This window comes from Krasilnikovia sp. M28-CT-15 (assembly GCF_047159595.1).
Taxonomy (GTDB): domain Bacteria; phylum Actinomycetota; class Actinomycetes; order Mycobacteriales; family Micromonosporaceae; genus Actinoplanes.
Map to the genome: position 1 here is coordinate 1,941,683 of NZ_BAAGAK010000001.1, position 17,899 is coordinate 1,959,581.

Consider the following 17,899-nt stretch of genomic DNA (forward strand, 5'->3'; position numbering starts at 1 on the left):
GGCGGGCCGCTACCCGCGACTGAGGACGGCGTCGCGCAACCTGCCGACCAGCTTGGCGCTCTCGTCGATCGAGCGGCGGGTCAGCAGCACCGTGGCCAGGCTGCCGTGGTCGGCCCAGCCGCACACCACGACCGCGTTGCCGCCGCTGCGTCCGACACCGCAGCGTTCGTGTGCGCCCGCCTCGCCCAGGTCGTACGGTGCGAGGTCGCCCAGGCGGTAGTCGTCGGCGAGATGCCGCAACTCCGCCTCGAGGTCGGCCTCCGGTCGCAGGCGCAGGCCGGTGGTGCCGAAGATCGTGACCCGTTTACCCCGGCCGTCGCCGTACACCCCGGCGAAGGCGGTGCCGTCGGCCAGGCCGCTGTCGCGCAGCTGATCCGCCAGGCGGTCGGTGGCGCGCCTGCTGGCGGCGTCGTCGCGCAGGTTCAGGTCGGCCACCTCATCCGGCAGGTCCGCCGTCACCGGGTACTGGTGCGCTGCGGGCCAGCCGAGGTAGGCCGGAACACCGCAGCAGAAGGCCGCGCTGAGCAGCGAGAACACGAACAGTTTGCGCAGCGGGTGGCGCCGGCGGCGCGGCGCGGCGGGCCCCGGTCTGCCGCCCGGCGGTGCCACACCGGGGCGGCCGCCTCCGGGTGGCGCCCCGACAGGGCGGGCACCGGCCGGGGGTGCCGCGGGTGGCCGGGTGGGTGGACGCCAGGCCGGAGGCGGGGCCGGGTGCGGCGGGCGGGCGCCCGCCGGGGTGAACGGCGCCCCGGCCGATGGACGGGCCGCGGGCTGAGAGTACGGCGGGCGGGACCCGGCCGGGGCGGGTCGTGCCGGTGGCGCGGGAGGCCGGACCGGGGGTTGCGTGCGGCGGCTCCACCAGTGGCGCCGTGCGGCGGGCTGGCCGCCGCTCGGCGCTGCGGCCGGTGCCGGTCCCCCGGGCACCGGGCCACCCGGAACCGGACCGCCCTGCGTCCGCGCGCCCTGTGTCCGCGCGCCCTGTCGCCCGGCCGCCTGCCTCGGCGGTGGGCCGACCGGGGGCGGGGCGGCCGGTGGCCGGGCGGCCGGCTGCGAAGGATACGGCGGCGGTGCGGCGTCGATCCGGGTCGGCTGCGGGGCGTCGATCCGGGTGGGTGGCAGAACCTCCGGTGCCGGGGGCGGCAGCAGATCCCATGGGGTGTCCTGGTCGGCCCACGGATCGACGGCCGGAGGCACGTCCCAGTCGTCGTCCCGCCCGTCCGGGCTGGGCACGGCCCGCCACCGCGACCACCACGGGCGCTTGGCCTCGGCGGCCGGTACGGCTGCCGACCCGCTCCAGCGCGCCGGGGCGGGCGCGGTCGACGGCTCGGCGGCCGCCGGGGTGGTGCCGGCAGCGCCGGTCTCGACCCGGGTGGCGTCGCCCCGGCTGGGGACGGCCCGGGTCGTGTCGGCCGCGCTGGAGTCTGCCCGGGTTGCGTCGGCCGCGCTGGTGACGGCCCGCGTCGTGTCCGCGGAGCCGGGATCCGCGCGGGTCGCGTCGGCCGAGCCGGGATCCGCGCGGGTCGCGTCGGCCGGGGTGGGGTCCGCGCCGGTCGCGTCGGCCGGGGTGGTCTCGTTCCTGACTGCGCCGGCTGTCGCGGCATTGGGCGGGCCGGGGGTGGACGGCAGGGCCGGTGTGGGCTCGTCGGGCAGCTCGGCGGCCGAGGGCGGTTCGCCCTGCTGGTCGGCCATCCGCGCGCTCCTTCCGTGGCCCCCCTTGAGCCTGCTGCCAGGTTAGAGCCGGGGTGCCACCCGGCCGGACGGCGCCCATCGGGCAGGAAGTATTCCGGCCAGTCGGATCAACCGCCGCGTGATCGGTGACCCCGCGCCCGGGCTGCCCTGCCGAAGGTGATGGGCGTGTGCGCCTGTGCGGGTGTGCACGTCGGACCGGGACCGTATCGTGACCAGGGATGTACACGCTTCGACGAAACGCCGTGCCGCGGTCCACCAGCGCGGGCGGTCGGGCAGCGGCGCCCGGAACGCGTCGCGACCGGTGGCATGCCGCACAGAGCCCCCGGACACGGACCGCATCGTCCTGTTCGCTCACATCGGCGTGGGATGTTCCGCCCGGCTCGGTACGGCGGGCGCGCGAGATTCCACTCTCGACGGTTACGCTGCGAACGTGCTGGACATTCGGGGTGAGCCCGCACCACGTCACGTGCCGGGGCGCTCGGCGAGCCCCGCAATCGGTGTGCAGCGTCACCCCGAGGACGAGCGATGAGCGAACGGAGCTGGCGCGGCGACCCCACGATCCCGGCGGGGCGGCGGCATGGATGACGATCCGATCCGGCCCGAGATGACACAGGAACTGCGGCTGCCCTGGGAGGAGGACCCGGAGGAGCTGTACGAGCAGGCCCCGTGCGGCTACCTCACGACCCTGCCCGACGGCACGATCGTCCGGGTGAACCAGACGCTGCTGAGCTGGACCGGCTACCCGCGGTCGGCGCTGGTGGGGCGCCGCCGCTTCCGTGACCTGCTCACCGCGGACAGCCGCAGCTATCACGAGACGCGGTACGCGCCACTGCTCACCATGCAGGGCGACGTACGCGAGGTGGCGTTCGACCTCGTCTGCGCCGACGGGCGCCAGTTGCCGACGCTCGTCAACTCGGTGCTGAGCCGCGATCCCGGCGGGCTGCCCCGGGTGATCCGTACGACGGTCTTCGACGCCACCGAGCGGCGTGGCTACGAGCAGGATCTGCTCGTCGCGCGGCGGGCGGCCGAGGCGTCCGAGCGGCGGGTCGGCGTACTGCAGCAGATCGTCGCGGAGCTGGCGGCCGCTCCTACCGAGGCCGAGGTGGCCGAGGCGGTGGTCCGGGCGCCCGGACCGGCGTTCGGCGCGCTCGACGCCAGCATCTGGCTGGTCGACGCGGACGGTGACCGGCTCGTCGTGGTGGCCTCCACCGGACCCACCCCGCCGAATGGCGAACAGGTGCCGCGCTCCTCGACGCGATCGGTCGCGCAGGTCGCCCGGCGTGGCGACCTGCATGTCATCGGCTCGGTGCGGGAGGCGGCCGAGCACTTCCCGGAGCTGGCCGAGACGATGCGCCGCACCGGCCGCAGCACTGTCGTGCTGCTGCCGCTGACGGCCGGGCCGGGGCATGACGCGGGCCCGCCGGACGTCTTGGGTGTGCTGGCGTTCGGCTTCGTGGAACAGCGCGCGCTCAACGACAGCGAGCTGCGGGTGGTGCGGTTGCTCGGACACCAGGCGGGGCAGGCGCTCGACCGGGCCCGCCTCTACGACGCCACCCGCCGCCGGGAGGCGCGGGCGGTGTTCCTGGCTGAGACCACCCGGGCGCTGGAGGAGCTGCCCCGGCTGCTGCCGCGGGCCCGTCGGCTGGTCGAGCGGCTCGTTCCCGAGGTGGCCGGGTGGGCGGAGGTGCGCCTGCGGGTCGGCCCGGCCGGAGTGGTCGCCGAGGCGGGTGCCCCGGCACCCGACCCGCGGTGGCTGACCGAGCGGGCGGCAGCGGTGACCGCCTCAGGCGATCCCGACTACCCGCCGGACACCGGGCCGGACCGCGAACGCGGCTGTGTCGTGCTGCCGCTGACCGTGCGCGGCCGGGTCCTGGGCACCCTGGCCCTGCGCCCGGCCAGCGGGCGACGGCTGGGCGGGGCCCGCTTCCTCGGCGAGCTGGCCGACCGGGCCGCCCTGTCGCTGGAGAACGCCCGCCTGTACGAGCAGGAACGCACCATCGCCCGCAGCCTGCAGCGCAGCCTGCTGGCCGGGGACCTGCCCGCCGACTCCCGCTACACGCTGGAGACGTACTACCAGGCGGCCGGGCAGGACCTGGAGGTCGGCGGGGACTGGTTCGACGCGTTCCGGATCACCGGCGACAAGCTGGGAGTGGTGGTCGGTGACGTGGTGGGCCGGGGCATCGACGCCGCGACCACCATGGGTCAGTTGCGCAGTGCCATCCGCGCTCTCGCCTCGGCCGAGGCCGGGCCGGCGCGGCTGCTGGAGCGGCTGGACCGGTTCGTCGAGCGGGTCGAGTCGGCCCGGATGACCACGGTCGCGTACGCGGAGATCAACCTGGCCACCTCCGAGATGACGTACGCCTGCGCGGGGCACCAGCCCCCGCTGCTGGCCGAGCCGGGCAGCGCTCCGCGCTACCTGCTGGACGGCCGGTCCGGCCCGCTGGGCTCGCGGGCCGCCCGGCCGGAACGGGTCGAGCACCGGATCCGGCTGGCCGCGGGCAGCCGGCTGCTGCTGTACACCGACGGCCTGATCGAGCGCCGGGACCGGCCCCTGGACGCCGGTTTCGAGGTGCTGGCCCGCGCGTACGCCCGGTGCCGCGACGCCCCGCTGCCCGGCCTCGCCGCGCGGCTGGCGGATCTGCTGGTGGGTCGCGACCACGGCGACGACGTCTGCCTGCTGTGCCTGGCCATGGGCACCGAGGAGCGGCTGGAACGCAGCATCGGCGCGGATCCGATGCAGATCGCGCTGCTGCGCAAGGATCTGCGGGGCTGGCTGGCCGCGCACGCGGTCGACGCGGACAGCAGCGAGGCGGTGCTGCTGGCCTGCTCCGAGGCGGTGGCCAACGCGATCGAGCACGGGTATCGCGACGACCCGTTCGGGACGGTGCGGGTGGAGGCGTCGGTGGCCGGGAGCGCGGTCGAGGTGCGGGTGGCCGACCGGGGGACCTGGCGGCAGACCCGGGACGAGGACGTACGGGGACGGGGGCTGAGGCTGATGCGTCAGGTGATGGACGAGGTGGTGATCGCCCGCGGCGAGGGCACCACGGTCACGATGCGGCGGGGCCGGCGGGCGCAGCCGTGACCCGGCAGGTGGCCTTCGGACGGCAGGACGGCACCGACGTGGTGCGCCTCCACGGGGAGATCGACTTCGCCAACGCCGCCGCGATCGGCCGGGAGATCGTGCACCGCACCGGCACGTCCGGCCCGGTGCTGATCGATCTGACCGGGGTCGCGTTCCTCGACGGGGCCGGGGTGCGGCTGCTGGACGCGCTGGTGGCCGATGTCGAACGGCAGGGTCGCCGGATCCGGCTCGTCGTGGGACCGTCCGGCCCGGCCCGGATGACACTGATGTTGCGGGCGTTCCGTGACGAGCTGCTGGCCGCCGAGCTGGACGAGGCCGCGGCTGAACTGGGCCGCGGACCCGCGTACCCTGGAGTCCCATGAGCGTGGCTTCCGTATTTCCGCAGCTGGAGCAGTTGCTGCCCCGGGTGAGTAAGCCGATCCAGTACGTGGGCGGCGAGCTCGGCGCCGTGGTCAAGGACTGGGACCAGGCCACGGTGCGGTGGGCCCTGATGTACCCGGACGCGTACGAGGTGGGCCTGCCCAACCAGGGCGTGCAGATCCTGTACGAGGTGCTCAACGAGCAGCCGGACGTGCTGGCCGAGCGGACGTACGCGGTCTGGCCCGACCTCGAGGCGCTGATGCGCGAGCACGGGGTGCCGCAGTTCACGGTCGACGCGCACCGGCCGGTGCGGGCGTTCGACGTGCTCGGGGTGTCGTTCGCCACCGAGCTGGGCTACACGAACCTGCTCAGCGCGCTCGACCTGGCCGGGATCCCGCTGGAGGCCAGGGACCGCACCGAGGCCGACCCGATCGTGGTCGCGGGCGGGCACGCCAGCTTCAACCCGGAGCCGATCGCGGACTTCGTCGACGCCGCGGTGCTGGGCGACGGCGAGGAGGCGGTCCTGGAGATCTCCGGGATCATCCGGGAGTGGAAGGCCGAGGGGTGCCCGGGCGGGCGCGAGGAGCTGCTGCTGCGGCTGGCCCGTACGGAAAGCATCTATGTCCCGCGCTTCTACGACGTCGACTACCTGAGCGACGGCCGGATCCAGCGGGTCGTGCCGAACCGCCCGGACGTGCCGTTCCGGGTCGCCAAGCGCACGACGATGGACCTGGACGCCTGGCCGTACCCGAAGAAGCCGTTGGTCCCGCTGGCGGAGACCGTGCACGAGCGGTACGCGGTGGAGATCTTCCGGGGTTGCACCCGGGGTTGCCGGTTCTGCCAGGCCGGGATGATCACCCGGCCGGTGCGGGAGCGGTCCATCACGACCGTGGGGCAGATGGTGCGCGACGGGCTGGAGTTCTCCGGCTTCAACGAGGTCGGCCTGCTGTCGCTGTCCAGCGCGGATCACTCCGAGATCGGCGACATGTGCTCCGGCCTGGCCCAGCAGTACGCCGACACCAACGTGTCGCTGTCGCTGCCCTCGACGCGGGTGGACGCGTTCAACATCGAACTGGCTCAGGAGCTGTCCCGCAACGGCCGCCGCACCGGCCTGACGTTCGCCCCGGAGGGCGGCTCGGAGCGCATCCGCAAGGTCATCAACAAGATGGTGACCGAGGAGGATCTGATCCGTACGGTGGTCACGGCGTACTCGAACGGCTGGCGGCAGGTGAAGCTGTACTTCATGTGCGGCCTGCCCACCGAGACCGACGACGACGTGGTGCAGATCGCCAAGATGGCGCACCATGTGATCCGGGCCGGGCGGGAAGCCGCGGGCACCAAGGACATCCGGTGCACGGTGTCGATCGGCGGGTTCGTGCCCAAGCCGCACACCCCGTTCCAGTGGGCCGCGATGACCCCGCCCGAGGTGATCGACCACCGGCTGAAGCTGCTCAAACAGGAGATCAACAGCGACCGGTCGCTGGGCCGGGCGATCGGCTACCGCTACCACGACGGCGAGCCGTCGCTGATCGAGGGCCTGCTCTCGCGCGGCGACCGCCGGGTCGGGCGGGTCATCCGCAAGGTGTGGGAGTCCGGCGGCCGCTTCGACGGCTGGAGCGAGCACTTCTCGTACTCCCGGTGGGTGGACGCCTGCGCCGAGGTGCTGCCCTCCTTCGGCGTGGACCTGGCCTGGTTCACCACCCGCGAGCGGGACCAACTGGAGGTCCTGCCCTGGGACCACCTCGACTCCGGCCTGGACAAGGACTGGCTGTGGCAGGACTGGCAGGACTCGCTCGGCGAGTACGAGCAGGACGACTGCCGGTGGACGCCGTGCTTCGACTGCGGGGTCTGCCCGGCCATGGACACCGAGATCCAGATCGGGCCCACGGGCCAGAAGCTGCTGCCGCTGACCCCGATCAACGGGATGCGGGTGCCGGCACAATCCCATTAGCACCGCAGCGCCCCTCTCAGTGATCACTGTGTGACGCTTTGTGCTCAAGGGCGGCCCCCCCGGGTGTCTATGGGGGGCCGATGAATGTCTACCCGCCCGCGATCGTCGCCGTCCTGGCCGGGCTGCTGCCGGTGTTCGGCGCGGGTGTGGCGTACGCCGCGGAACGAGGCAGTGATGGCCGGGAGCCGGATGGCAGATCCCCGGCACCTACCTGACGCTCGTGGTCGACAGCGCCGACGCGACGGAGCCCGGATCCGGTTCGGCACGGCCATCGTGCGCGTCACCGCCACCGACTGCCTGGGCAATGAGGCCACAGCGACGACGCCGGTTACGGGGGCCACCAAGGCGGAGACGGCCGCCCGGTTCACGCGCGGCTGGAGCACTCGGCAGTCCGCCGCGTACGCCGGACATAACGAGAAGCAGGCGGCCCGCGGGGTGCCACGGCGACGTACACCTTCACCGGCTCACGGGTCGGCGGGACCGGCTCTCGGGCCGCCGTCACCGGCGTGGCCACGGTCTATCTCGACGGCAGGGCGGGTCGCCACGGTGGACACCCGGGGCCGTACCGCGCACCGCCACCACCACGCGCGCGGGCACGCACATCATGAAGATCGTGGTCAAAGGTACAGCCAAACGCCCGACGGTCACGCTCGACGGTTTCGTCACCCTGCGTTAGCGGCTCTGGTGGTCCGCGCACCCAATTGGGTGGCCGGGCGGTTAAACCGGATGTGCGCATCCCGTTCAACCGTCCCCTTCTGGCGCCCCGCGAGCGCGAGTACCTGACCCTGGCCGCCGAGTCTGGGCAGACCTCGGGCGATGGCCCATACACCCGGCGGGCCACCGAGCTGTTGCGAGAGCTCACCGGCGCGCGGTCCGTCTTGCTCACTACGTCATGCACCCACGCGTTGGAGCTGACGGCACTGCTGCTCGACCTGCGGCCGGGCGACGAGGTGATCATGCCGTCGTTTACGTTCGTCTCCACCGCCAACGCGTTCGTGCTGCGCGGCGCGGTCCCGGTCTTCGTGGATTGCCGCCCGGACACCCTCAATCTCGACGAGCGGGCGGTGGAGGCCGCGGTCACCACGCGCACCAAAGCGATCGTGGTGGTTCACTACGGTGGGGTGGCCTGCGAGATGGATGCGATCACCAAGGTCGCCGAGCGGCACGGCCTGGCGGTGGTCGAGGACAACGCACATGGGCTGGGCGCCAGCTACCACGGGCGTCCGTTGGGTTCGTTCGGTGCGCTGGCCACGCAGAGCTTCCACGCCACGAAGAACGTCTCCTGCGGCGAAGGTGGCGCCCTTCTGATCAATGATGAACGGCTGGTCGAGCGGGCCGAGATCCTGCGAGAGAAAGGCACCGACCGCAGTCGGTTCTACCGCGGACAGGTGGACAAGTACCGCTGGATGGACGTCGGCTCCAGCTACCTGCCGTCGGACGTACTAGCGGCCGGGCTCGCCGCCCAGTTGGAGGTGTTCGACGAGATTCAGCGGCGTCGGCATCGGGTGTGGGACGCGTACGACGCCGCGTTCGCTGGGTGGGGAATGGCAGTGCCGCCTGGGCGCGAGCATCCAGCGCACCTCTACTACCTGTTGATGCCGGACCTGGGACGGCGGCAGGGGCTGCTGTCGCACCTCGCCGAATTGGGGGTGCAGGCGACGTTTCACTATCAGCCGCTGCACAGCGCACCCGCCGGACAGCGGTTCGGCAGGGTGGCGCCGGGCGGGTGCGCGGTGACCTCCGATGTGGCGGACCGGCTGGTGCGACTGCCGCTGTATGCCCGGCTGTCCGAAGCGGAGACGGCGGAGGTGATCGCGGCGGTTCGCTCGTTCGTTGACGCGGCCGATTGACGCCGTCGCTGAATCCGTCCGCGGCCCTCCTCGCGCACCCATAAGGGTGGACGGACGGTTAGGCTGGGTATGCAGATACCGTTCGAACGTACATTTCTTGCGGAATGTGGGCTCAATCGCCTAGCCGAGGAGATGTCGCTCTACGGTGGCCCGTTATCGCCGCACTTCATCGCGTCAGGCCGTCACGCGATGACAGCGCGCTCGTGACCACGTCGCTGACCAGCGGGATCGCGGCCGAGCCCGATCCTTGTTGCCACGACCTACCCGCCCCCACGCGAAGCGGGATTCGGCTGCGCCCGACCGCCTGGCTGCCCTTCCTGCTGTTCGTGCCGCCCACGGTTTTCGCGCTTCATCGGTACGGTGCGCCGGCCCCTGATCTGCTGGCGGTTGGCGCGTACGTGCTCTGCCTGGTGGGCGGGCCCGGCGTGCTGCTGTGGCGGGCGGCTCGGCGGCAGGCCAGATCCCTGGCCGAAGACGCCGGGCCCGGCCTGGCAGTCGGATATGTGCTCGAGGTGTTGGCCTATTTCGTGGCCCGAGCGCTAGGCGACCCTCGGGCCGTCGTTCTGGCACCCGTGCTGGTGCTGGTGCTGTTCGCGGCGGTCCGGCCACTGCGGCGCTACTGGCGGGCGGATCCCGTGGGCGAGCGTGCGCCACTGGGCTGGATCTGGGCCAACACCGCCATCGCCGCCGCGGTTCTGATCTGGGCCGCGATCTACTTCATGCGTACGCGCGGAGTGCAGTACAACTTCAACGACGGCGACCTGCCGTTTCAGTTGGCGTTGATCGGTGAGCTGCGGCATCACATGCCGCCACAGGTGCCATGGGTGCAGGGTGAGGCGCTGAGCTATCACTGGTTCTCCTACGCGGAGATGGCGGCGACCAGCTGGGCTACCGGAGTGGACCCGGAGACCCTGCTGCTCCGGCTGTACTTCGTGCCGTTGTTGGGGATGCTTCCGTTCGCGGTGAGCGCGCTGACCCGCCAGGTGACCGGCCGGTGGTGGCCCGGACCGGTGGCCGCGTTGCTGACGATCGCCGGGATGGCGCCGTACCCGTACGGATGGCGGGCGCCGGAAATGTACCTCGGGAACGGGCTCGGGCCGGTCGAGGATGGGGTGCTCCTGCGCTTCGGGCTGTTCACCAGCCCCACTCAGACGTTCGCCGCGCTGATCGCCATCGGCCTGGTGATGATGCTGGTGGACCTGCTGCGTTCGACGATTTCCGGCCTGCGGAGTTGGCTGCTGCTGGCGGCGATCGCCGCGGTGCTCTGTGGGTCCAAGGCCACCTACCTGCCCCTGGTGATGTGTGCGCTGCTGCTTGTCGTCGGCGTCACCCTGATCGGCGAACGCCGCTGGCAGCGCCCGGCCTTGGCCGCGTTGGCGGTGATCCTGCCGGGCGCCTTGTTCGCCCAGTTCATCCTGTTCCACGGTGAGTCGCAAGGCATGATCATCGACCCGCTCGGCGCTGTCTTGCGGTACAGCCTCGGTGTCTCGACGGAACTGGGTTCGTGGGCGATAGGTGCCGTTCCAGCGACCGACCTGGCCCTCGCCGTGGGTCTGGCGATCACGCTGCTCGCGTGGCTGATGATGTGGGGCGGGGCCCTGGCCACCGTGGTGCGCGGGCGATGGCGCGATCCGGCGAAGGTGCTGCTCTGTGGCATCGGAGGGGCCGCCTTCGCGGCGGTGCTCCTGACCAACCACTACGGCTTTAGCCAAACCTGGTTTCTGGTGGCCGCCCGGCCGTTCCTGTCGGTGGCCGCGGCGGCCGGGCTGGCGGTGCTGACCGAGAGGCGCCGGCGGCGGGGGAGCGGGTGGACCCTGGCGGCCGCGACGGTGCTAGGCGTGGTGGCGGCGTCACTCATCCGTGACCGTGGTCGAGACATCCCGCCCTTGGTACTGGTGGACGGGCGCGACAAGGTGCTGATCGAGATCGTGACGGCGAACCTGTGGCTGGTCGGTGTCGTTGTCGCGGCGGCGGTCCTCGCCCGCATCGCCGTGCCGGGGCTGGTCATGGCCGTGGCTCTGGCGGTGATGCTGGGGATCACCCTGGCCCCGTCGGGCGTGGTGGTCGGCGATCACGTCAGGGCGGCCGCTAAGGCGCGGTTCGAGCCGGAACCGGGCCGGAGGTCGCTGTGGCCGGTGGGCACCCGCGAGGCCGCGGCCTGGGTGCGTGACAAGACAGATCCGAACGACCTGCTGGCCACAAACGCCCACTGCCGGGTGTTCGGCGCGAAGGAGTGCAACAACCTGCACTTCATGTTCACGGCGTTCACGGAGCGGCGATTCCTGGTGGAGGGCTGGGGGTTCACGCCGACGGCGAACCGGTTGCAAACCACGAGCGGGCTTGGCGGCGACCTGGTGCCCTACTGGGACCGAGTGCGGCTGGCCGCCAATGACGCCGCGTTCCACCAGCCCAGCCCGGCCACGCTGGGCCGCCTGCGCGACCTCGGCGTGCGCTGGTTGTTCGTGGATGGACGGGATCGGGCCGTGCGCGGCGATCTGCTGTCTCGCTACGCTCAATTGCGTTTTCAGAGCGGGCTAGTGACGGTCTATCAGCTCTGACTTGTGCGTTTGTCCACCGCCACGAGGCGGGCATCGCTGGCCTCAGCGCAGTTCGTACACCGCGATGTGCGCCGTCCGGAACCGCAGCGTGGCGAAATTCCTGAGCGCGGCCGAGGCCCCCGGCACCCCCGCCTCATCGGCGAACAGCCAGCGAACCCCATAGCGCCGGTGCAACTCCTCCACCGCGGCGGCCGTGGGCGCGCCGAACACCTTGTCGTTGGCCGCCAGCATGTCCTGGTCCCAGAATGGCACCTCCCCCACCAACATCCCGGTCGCGAGGGCCCGGCGGTGTGCCGTCGATGTGTACGCCCAGTTCTCGATCAGCACGCGACGCTCGGTGTAGGCGGTCACCGTGAAGTGCGCTGGCGCACAGGGCTCTAGCAGACGGGAGCGGCAGCGGACGTTCGTGGCCACCAGATCGTCCGGATCGGAGTGGTCACGCAGCCAACGACCGGCCTCGACCGTGCCGACGGTGGTCGGCACGTTGAGTTCGACCGCCCGGCGCCAGTAACTCGGGTACGTGATCGCTTGCTGGCCAAAGACCTCGATACCCGAGGGCAGCGCGAGGCCGTAGACGAACGCTACGAGCGTCGCCAGCCACGCCATACCCCGCAGGCGCCGGCGTGTGAGGAGAAGTACGGCGGCGACGACGACCACCACGCCCGTCATGGCCAGGTACGGCCAGGTGATCGCCTTCGCGACGGCGGACTCGTCGCCCGAGCCGACCACGAACTCGGGTCGGGTGGGACCGTCCAGGTAGCGGATGAACCAGATGACGCTGGCGCCGCCCGCCACCGCACCCACCAACGTCAGTGCGGTGCGCGTACCCGAACGGTGTGCCCCGGCGTCAACCAGGGCCGCGAGCCCCGCCGCCGACAATACGCACAGATATGGTCGGGCCGACTCGAGAAAGAAGTACTGGCTGGAGCCGGGATGGCCGAACACCGTCACGGCCGCGAGGCCGGCAAGTCCGATACCGAGCAGGAACAGGATCTCGGGGCTGGCGAACCCCCTACCACGGAGCAGGCCGAACGCTCCAACCCACACGCAGGTCCAGCAGAGCACGGCGATGGCGACCAGGATGGCCATCCGCCACAGCGGTGTTTCGGACAGGCCGACGAAATTGGTACTGGCATTGACGCCGATCCGCCACATCGTGAACAACGGCGACCACGACAGCCCCTGACTCTGGCCGCCGAAAAGCACGAACTGAGCGAAGCACAACGCCGCCGTGGTCATGACGACGAGCGCCATCGCCGGACGGTGGAGCCTGCGTGCCACGAGCGCGTGACCGAAGACGGCCAGCACCGCGCCGCACAGCAGGAGCGGCACGTAGGTTGCCTTCGCGCCCATCACGACGACAAGCAGCCAGCCCGCCATGACCCACCGAACCACCGCGCGCCGACCACCCGGCTCCCGAAAGAGATCGACGATGACGATCACCAGCAATGCCGCGATCAACTGACCGAACGTCTGGGTGGTGCTGTTCCACATGGTCGGGCGGAGGAGCCCGCCGTCCTCGACCACGCCGAACCCGTACGTCGGGAACGTAAGCTCCAACGGCCAGCCGTACGGGTTCGGCGACTGCGCCAGGAATGTCATGACGACCGCCACCGGGCCGGTCCACCACTGGCCGGTCAGCCGGCGCGCGAGAGACGCGACGAGCACCACGAACGCGGCGAGGAACGGCAACGGGGCCAAGCGGTAGAGCAGGGTCTCCAGCTCGATTCCGGTGGCCCAGCTCGTGGCGGCCAGCTCGGCGTTGACGAACCAGTGGTAGAACAGCGGCTCACCCGCGAGCCACGGCACCGTGGGTGGCATGTGATGCTTCAGCTCGCCGGCGATGCCGAGCAGAAACGGGGTGTCGTAGTCGACGTAGCCGTCCGCGTTCGGGCCGATCTGGATCGCCCGGAAGAACGACAGGCAGCTGTAGAGAATGACGAACGCGACGATCGCCGCCATCGCCCACGGCCACCACCGTGGCCCGGAATCGACCGGCTTGCGGGCCAGCCGGATGCGGGCCGACGGCAGCACGAAGAAGGCGAGAAAGACCGCGATCGGCCACCCGAGCGGCAGCAACGGCGCGCCGAAGGAGCGCCCGACGATATACAGCCCCACCTCGATCGCGTAGCCGAGCGCCGTGCCCGCCGCGAGGTCCTCGGCCAACGTCGCCCGCCGCGGGCTGACGCTGCGCCACACCAGCAGGCCGGGCAGGCTGATCCCGAGAGTGAGGTAGACCACGAACACGACAGCGGTGGGCAGTGGCACCTGAAACTGCCGGAGCGCGAGTGCCGACCCGGTCAACAGGAGGGCTCCCAGCAGCCAACCGACCACTCTGGTCGAACGGGCCGAGGTGACCGTCGGATGATCCCCGGTGCCCGGGGACGCCAAATCTGTCACGGACTCCGCGACGGTGACCATGGTGTGTCCTTATCAATCGGCCCGGTGCTGGAAGCACGGTGAATTCTGATTCAGGTACAGGTTGCCCAACGAGGTCTGGGACAGCTGCCGCAGTGTCGTCGTGGCCGGGAACTTGGTAAGGAAGTCGCTGGTTGCGATGACATACGCCGACTTCAGCGGGCCGCGGAACTGGTGGTTATAGTCGATGCCGATCCCGAATCCCGCCGGCACGGCCGCCAACTCATAGCGAAGGCCATAGTCCGTCGCGGAAAGCACGGTGTTGCACCACGGTTCGGCGTCGGCCCGGAACCGCATCATCCGACCCAGCTCCGCCTGCGCCGCCGCGACCCTCGTCCGGTCGCCGTCGAAGTTCAGCCTGTTGCGGGTGACGAAATCGTGCTGGAGCAGCGAAAGGGCGGCGAGATTCGAAGCCACTAATACCACCGGTACGACCCAGGCCCGCGGTACGGGGACCAGAGCCAGCAGCAGGGCTGAGAAGAGCACGCACGGCGCGAGCGTGCGAGTCCCGTTCTCCATGTCGTAGAGCACTATGATCAACGCCGTTGGCGGCACCACAGCTAGGAGGACCGTTACGCCGACCGCTCGGGACAGTGCCGCCACGTCGGTTCCGTTGCGAATGCGCGACCACCACACCACCAACAGCACACCCACACCGAGCAATGCGATCAACTGGTAATGCTGGACGGAGTTGGTGTACATGACCAAACCGGGTGCGATCAGGAGCAACCGGAGATTGGCCCAGACGTTGTCCCCCAACAGCGACAATTGATCGATCCCCGACGCGGCCCGGATGTGCGCGAGTGCCAGATATGGAAAAGGCGCGGCCCACGCCATGTAGATGACGGCGAAGCCGAGGGCGCTGGCGGTCGCGGCCCCCACCCAGATCCACATGACACGGGCGGGTCGGCCGCGCGCCGCGGCGGCGGCCACCGCGACGAGCATCAGAGCCCACGTCGGCCGGATGAGCGCCGCGGCGCTGCACGTGGCGACGAGCGCGATGGCCAGGCGTTGACGACCACCGGGCGGCGCCTGGAGCAGGCGGGCGAACAGGGTCGCCATCAGCACGGCGATGGCCAGGTGCAACGACTCCTGCATGCCGCTGGGCAGGTAGATCAGCATGGGCGGAAAGGTGGCGAGCACGACGCCGACCAGGAGGACGCGCTGCCACGGAACGCGAGCGAACGCCAACGCCCCCGCCACGATCAGGAAGACCGCCGCCATGCAGATCGCCACAACAGACAGGTACGAGGTCCCGATCACCCGCATCCCGGCACCCATGAGGACGGCGAACCCGGGTCCCCACGGTCCGTAGCCCGATACCGCGCCTATCTGTTCCTGGTAGCTGTAGTAGCCGTTGTCGAAACCAACGGCCGCGAAAGTGGCGCTCTGGTGCCAATTCGACAGCTCATCACTCTGAATGGGGAGGTACTCGCGAAGCGAGCGGTTCAACCATCTGTCGACGAGGAGAAGGGAGATGGCGATCGGAGCCGCGGCCACCGCCACGGCTAACAACGATCTGCCGAGCAGGGTTCGGAAGGGCGGGCCGAATCGAGTAATGACAGGCCCTGGGTCGCCATCAGCGTGATGAAGCTGCTCGACGCTCGGTACGACGCCCAGTTGTCGCCTGCGGAAGACCGTGAACAACTCTCGACCCGCCATACCAGTTCCCCGATCCCTGCCCGCAGGCCTGCCCCCAATGCGACTTTGCCACCTCACCTTCGCCCGCGGCACGCGACACGCGGATCGCCGGAAACGCGCCCGACGGACAATGGCATTCGCAATTGGAGATGGCGATGGAAGGACGGCTTAATCGGTCGGCGCCCGGCCCGGCCGCTCCAGGAAGGTGGCATCCGGCGCCCGGAAGCCGGCCTTGGCGTACACGCCGTGCGCGTCGCCGGTGTGTAGCATCCACCGGAAATGAGGGCCGGGCCCTTTGTCGATCATGAAGTCGACGAGGGCCACGCCCAATCCCCGGCCCCGGTGCTCGGGCAGCACGAACACGTCAGCGAGATAAGCGAGCGAGACCCCATCGGAAATGGCCCGGGCGAAGCCGACCATGTTGCCCTGGCGGTCGTAGCAGCCGACCGTGCGCCACGAGGCGTCGATCTGAGCTTCGACCACCGCGCGATCCCGCCACTTGCCCCAGTACGCCAGCTCGCTCATGAACCGCCACACCACGTCGCGATCGATGCGCTCCGGATCGGCGTCAAACACATAGCCGGCCTGGGCCACGTCACTTTCCCGGAGGACTGTCATTCGCCGGCCTGCCATCCGGCGGTGACCAATTGGGCGTCGCGGCTCTCCGGCACCCTGCCGGTCTCATGGGGACCATCCGGGGCCGATTCCCGGATCAGGTAGTTGGGGCGACCCATGCCCACAGTATGGATCCGTCCTACGTACTCGCCGAGCACGCCGAGGGCGATCAGTTGGGCGGAGGCGAAGAGGGCCACCATCGAGGCGATGGTGGTGAAGCCGGCCACTGTGGTCGCCCCGGTGAAGTACGCGAAGGTGACCTTGCCGAACAGCGCCAGCCCGACCAGGCCGACCGCGAGGCCGACCATGGTGACGAGGCGTAGTGGCGCGATCGAGAAGCCGAACACCATGTTGGCGGTATGTCGTGCCAGGCTGCGGAGGGTATATCCGGATCGGCCGTCGGGCCGGGGGCGCATGCGTACCGTGGTGGCGGTGATCCGTGAGGTGGCCCAGGAGAGCGCCACGTCGATGGACGCGTGCGGACCATCGATCCGATCGAAGACGGGCGTGAGGTGCGCCCGGAAGGCTCGCAGTGCGCTGAAGCTACGCGCGTCGCGGATACCCAGTGCCCAAGCCAGCACCCATTTCACACCGCGCGAGGCCAGGCTGCGAACCGCACGATGCTCCTCAACGTCGGAGACACCGTAGACGAGGTCGAATTCCGGGGTGAGCGCTGCCAGCAGCACCGGGATCTCGGTGGACGGGTGCTGGAGGTCGTCATCCATGGTGATGATCACCTCGTGGCGGGCGGCCCGGATGCCGGCCACGATCGCGTTGTGCTGGCCGTAGTTGCGGGACAGCCGGATCGCCCGGATGGCGGGGCCGCGGCGGGCGAGTTCAGCGGTCAGCTCCCATGTGTCGTCCTCGTCGTCATCCACCACCAGGATGATCTCGTACGGCCGCTGATCGATCGGGATCGCTGCGGCGATGCCCTCGACCAGCGGCGGAAGCGTCGCGGTCGAGCGGAAGCACGGGATGACGATGGAGACGGACACAGTGACTCCTCACGCGTTTGCTCGTTCGTCAGGTTAGGAAACGCACCGAGCGAAATGCGCACAAACCAATGACATGTCCCTAAAATAGGGTCTGGATGTGTCCATGAACCTCAGCGACTCGCCACCACGGGGGCCCGCCACGTGTGATGCGGGTGGCGGCACCGCCGCACGTCCGCTGGCTTCGTGGGCTTTCCCAACGCTTGGTGACGCCGGACAGGGTGCTTCTCATCGACACGGCAAATGAGTGCTGCGCGGGTCCGCCCACATGCCGGTGCCATCCTTCGCCGGGCTGTCCGGACGCCGCGGGGGCGCGGGCCGCGGTGCGCCTACTGGCGCGCCTCGCCGACGATCGCCGGGTTCGGTACCTCGCCGCGGGGGGATTCAGCGCGGCCGTCTACTACGGTTTGTTCGCCGCCGGGTGGCTGGCCCTGTCCCACGTGGTTTCGTACCTGGCGATGTCCGTGATCGCCAGCACCTTGACCACGTTCATCACCTTCCCTGTCTACCGCTACGTGGTATTCCGGGCCGGCGCCGGTGTGCTCACCGCCTTCCTCCGGTTCTACGTGGTGTGCACCTGGGCGTTGCTGTTCAATCTGGCTGGCTTGTGGCTCCTGGCCGATCAGCTGGGTGTTCACCCATTGGTCGCGCAAGCGATCGTCATCGCGCTGTGCCCGCTGATCAACTATCAGATCGGCCGACTGTGGGCGTTCCGGCCTTCACCGGCGCGAACGGATTGACGA

General features: G+C 70.4%; 12 protein-coding genes. 7 read left to right on the forward strand and 5 right to left on the reverse strand.

Annotated elements, in window-relative coordinates; all coding sequences use genetic code 11:
- Window positions 1-9: 9 nt before the first annotated feature.
- Entirely contained in the window at window positions 10-1,689 is a 1,680-nt protein-coding gene (locus tag ACMCNO_RS09295; RefSeq protein WP_412748995.1) for a hypothetical protein, read from the reverse strand.
- A gap of 577 nt (window positions 1,690-2,266) precedes the next feature.
- On the opposite strand from ACMCNO_RS09295, the gene ACMCNO_RS09300 reads away from it, so the two are divergent.
- The 6 genes from ACMCNO_RS09300 (at window position 2,267) to ACMCNO_RS09325 (ending at window position 11,490) form a co-directional block, all read left to right on the forward strand.
- Window positions 2,267-4,771 carry a SpoIIE family protein phosphatase gene (locus ACMCNO_RS09300; protein WP_412748996.1) on the forward strand — a complete coding sequence of 835 codons (2,505 nt, stop codon included), beginning with the start codon at window positions 2,267-2,269 and terminating at the stop codon, window positions 4,769-4,771.
- Complete coding sequence (locus ACMCNO_RS09305; protein ID WP_412748997.1) at window positions 4,768-5,133, forward strand: STAS domain-containing protein; 366 nt, start codon at window positions 4,768-4,770, stop codon at window positions 5,131-5,133. The genes ACMCNO_RS09300 and ACMCNO_RS09305 overlap by 4 nt, the downstream gene beginning before the upstream one ends.
- Window positions 5,130-7,082 carry a TIGR03960 family B12-binding radical SAM protein gene (locus ACMCNO_RS09310; RefSeq protein ID WP_412748998.1) on the forward strand — a complete coding sequence of 651 codons (1,953 nt, stop codon included), beginning with the start codon at window positions 5,130-5,132 and terminating at the stop codon, window positions 7,080-7,082. Before ACMCNO_RS09305 ends, ACMCNO_RS09310 begins: the two co-directional genes overlap by 4 nt.
- Window positions 7,083-7,162: 80 nt before the next feature.
- Window positions 7,163-7,297: a hypothetical protein gene (locus tag ACMCNO_RS09315; RefSeq protein ID WP_412748999.1), complete on the forward strand. Its 135-nt coding sequence runs from the start codon at window positions 7,163-7,165 to the stop codon at window positions 7,295-7,297.
- Between the two features lie 513 nt (window positions 7,298-7,810).
- On the forward strand, window positions 7,811-8,932 hold the full coding sequence (rffA, locus tag ACMCNO_RS09320; protein WP_412749000.1) for a dTDP-4-amino-4,6-dideoxygalactose transaminase: 1,122 nt from the start codon (window positions 7,811-7,813) through the stop codon (window positions 8,930-8,932).
- 203 nt (window positions 8,933-9,135) lie between these two features.
- Entirely contained in the window at window positions 9,136-11,490 is a 2,355-nt protein-coding gene (locus ACMCNO_RS09325; protein ID WP_412749001.1) for a hypothetical protein, read from the forward strand.
- 42 nt (window positions 11,491-11,532) lie between these two features.
- Here ACMCNO_RS09325 and ACMCNO_RS09330 read toward each other — a convergent pair whose 3' ends face one another.
- From ACMCNO_RS09330 to ACMCNO_RS09345, 4 genes are all read right to left on the reverse strand, one after another.
- Window positions 11,533-13,758 carry a hypothetical protein gene (locus ACMCNO_RS09330; protein ID WP_412749002.1) on the reverse strand — a complete coding sequence of 742 codons (2,226 nt, stop codon included), beginning with the start codon at window positions 13,756-13,758 and terminating at the stop codon, window positions 11,533-11,535.
- 165 nt (window positions 13,759-13,923) lie between these two features.
- Window positions 13,924-15,570 (reverse strand): hypothetical protein, encoded by a 1,647-nt coding sequence (locus tag ACMCNO_RS09335; RefSeq protein WP_412749003.1) that lies wholly within the window; start codon window positions 15,568-15,570, stop codon window positions 13,924-13,926.
- Window positions 15,571-15,717: 147 nt separating this feature from the next.
- A complete protein-coding gene (locus tag ACMCNO_RS09340; RefSeq protein ID WP_412749004.1) occupies window positions 15,718-16,143 on the reverse strand; it encodes a GNAT family N-acetyltransferase in 426 nt (141 codons plus the stop codon).
- 20 nt (window positions 16,144-16,163) lie between these two features.
- On the reverse strand, window positions 16,164-17,159 hold the full coding sequence (locus ACMCNO_RS09345; protein WP_412749005.1) for a glycosyltransferase family 2 protein: 996 nt from the start codon (window positions 17,157-17,159) through the stop codon (window positions 16,164-16,166).
- 218 nt (window positions 17,160-17,377) lie between these two features.
- Here ACMCNO_RS09345 and ACMCNO_RS09350 point away from each other — a divergent pair, with 218 nt between their 5' ends.
- A complete protein-coding gene (locus tag ACMCNO_RS09350) occupies window positions 17,378-17,896 on the forward strand; it encodes a GtrA family protein (RefSeq protein ID WP_412749006.1) in 519 nt (172 codons plus the stop codon).
- The last annotated feature ends 3 nt before the right edge of the window (window positions 17,897-17,899 follow it).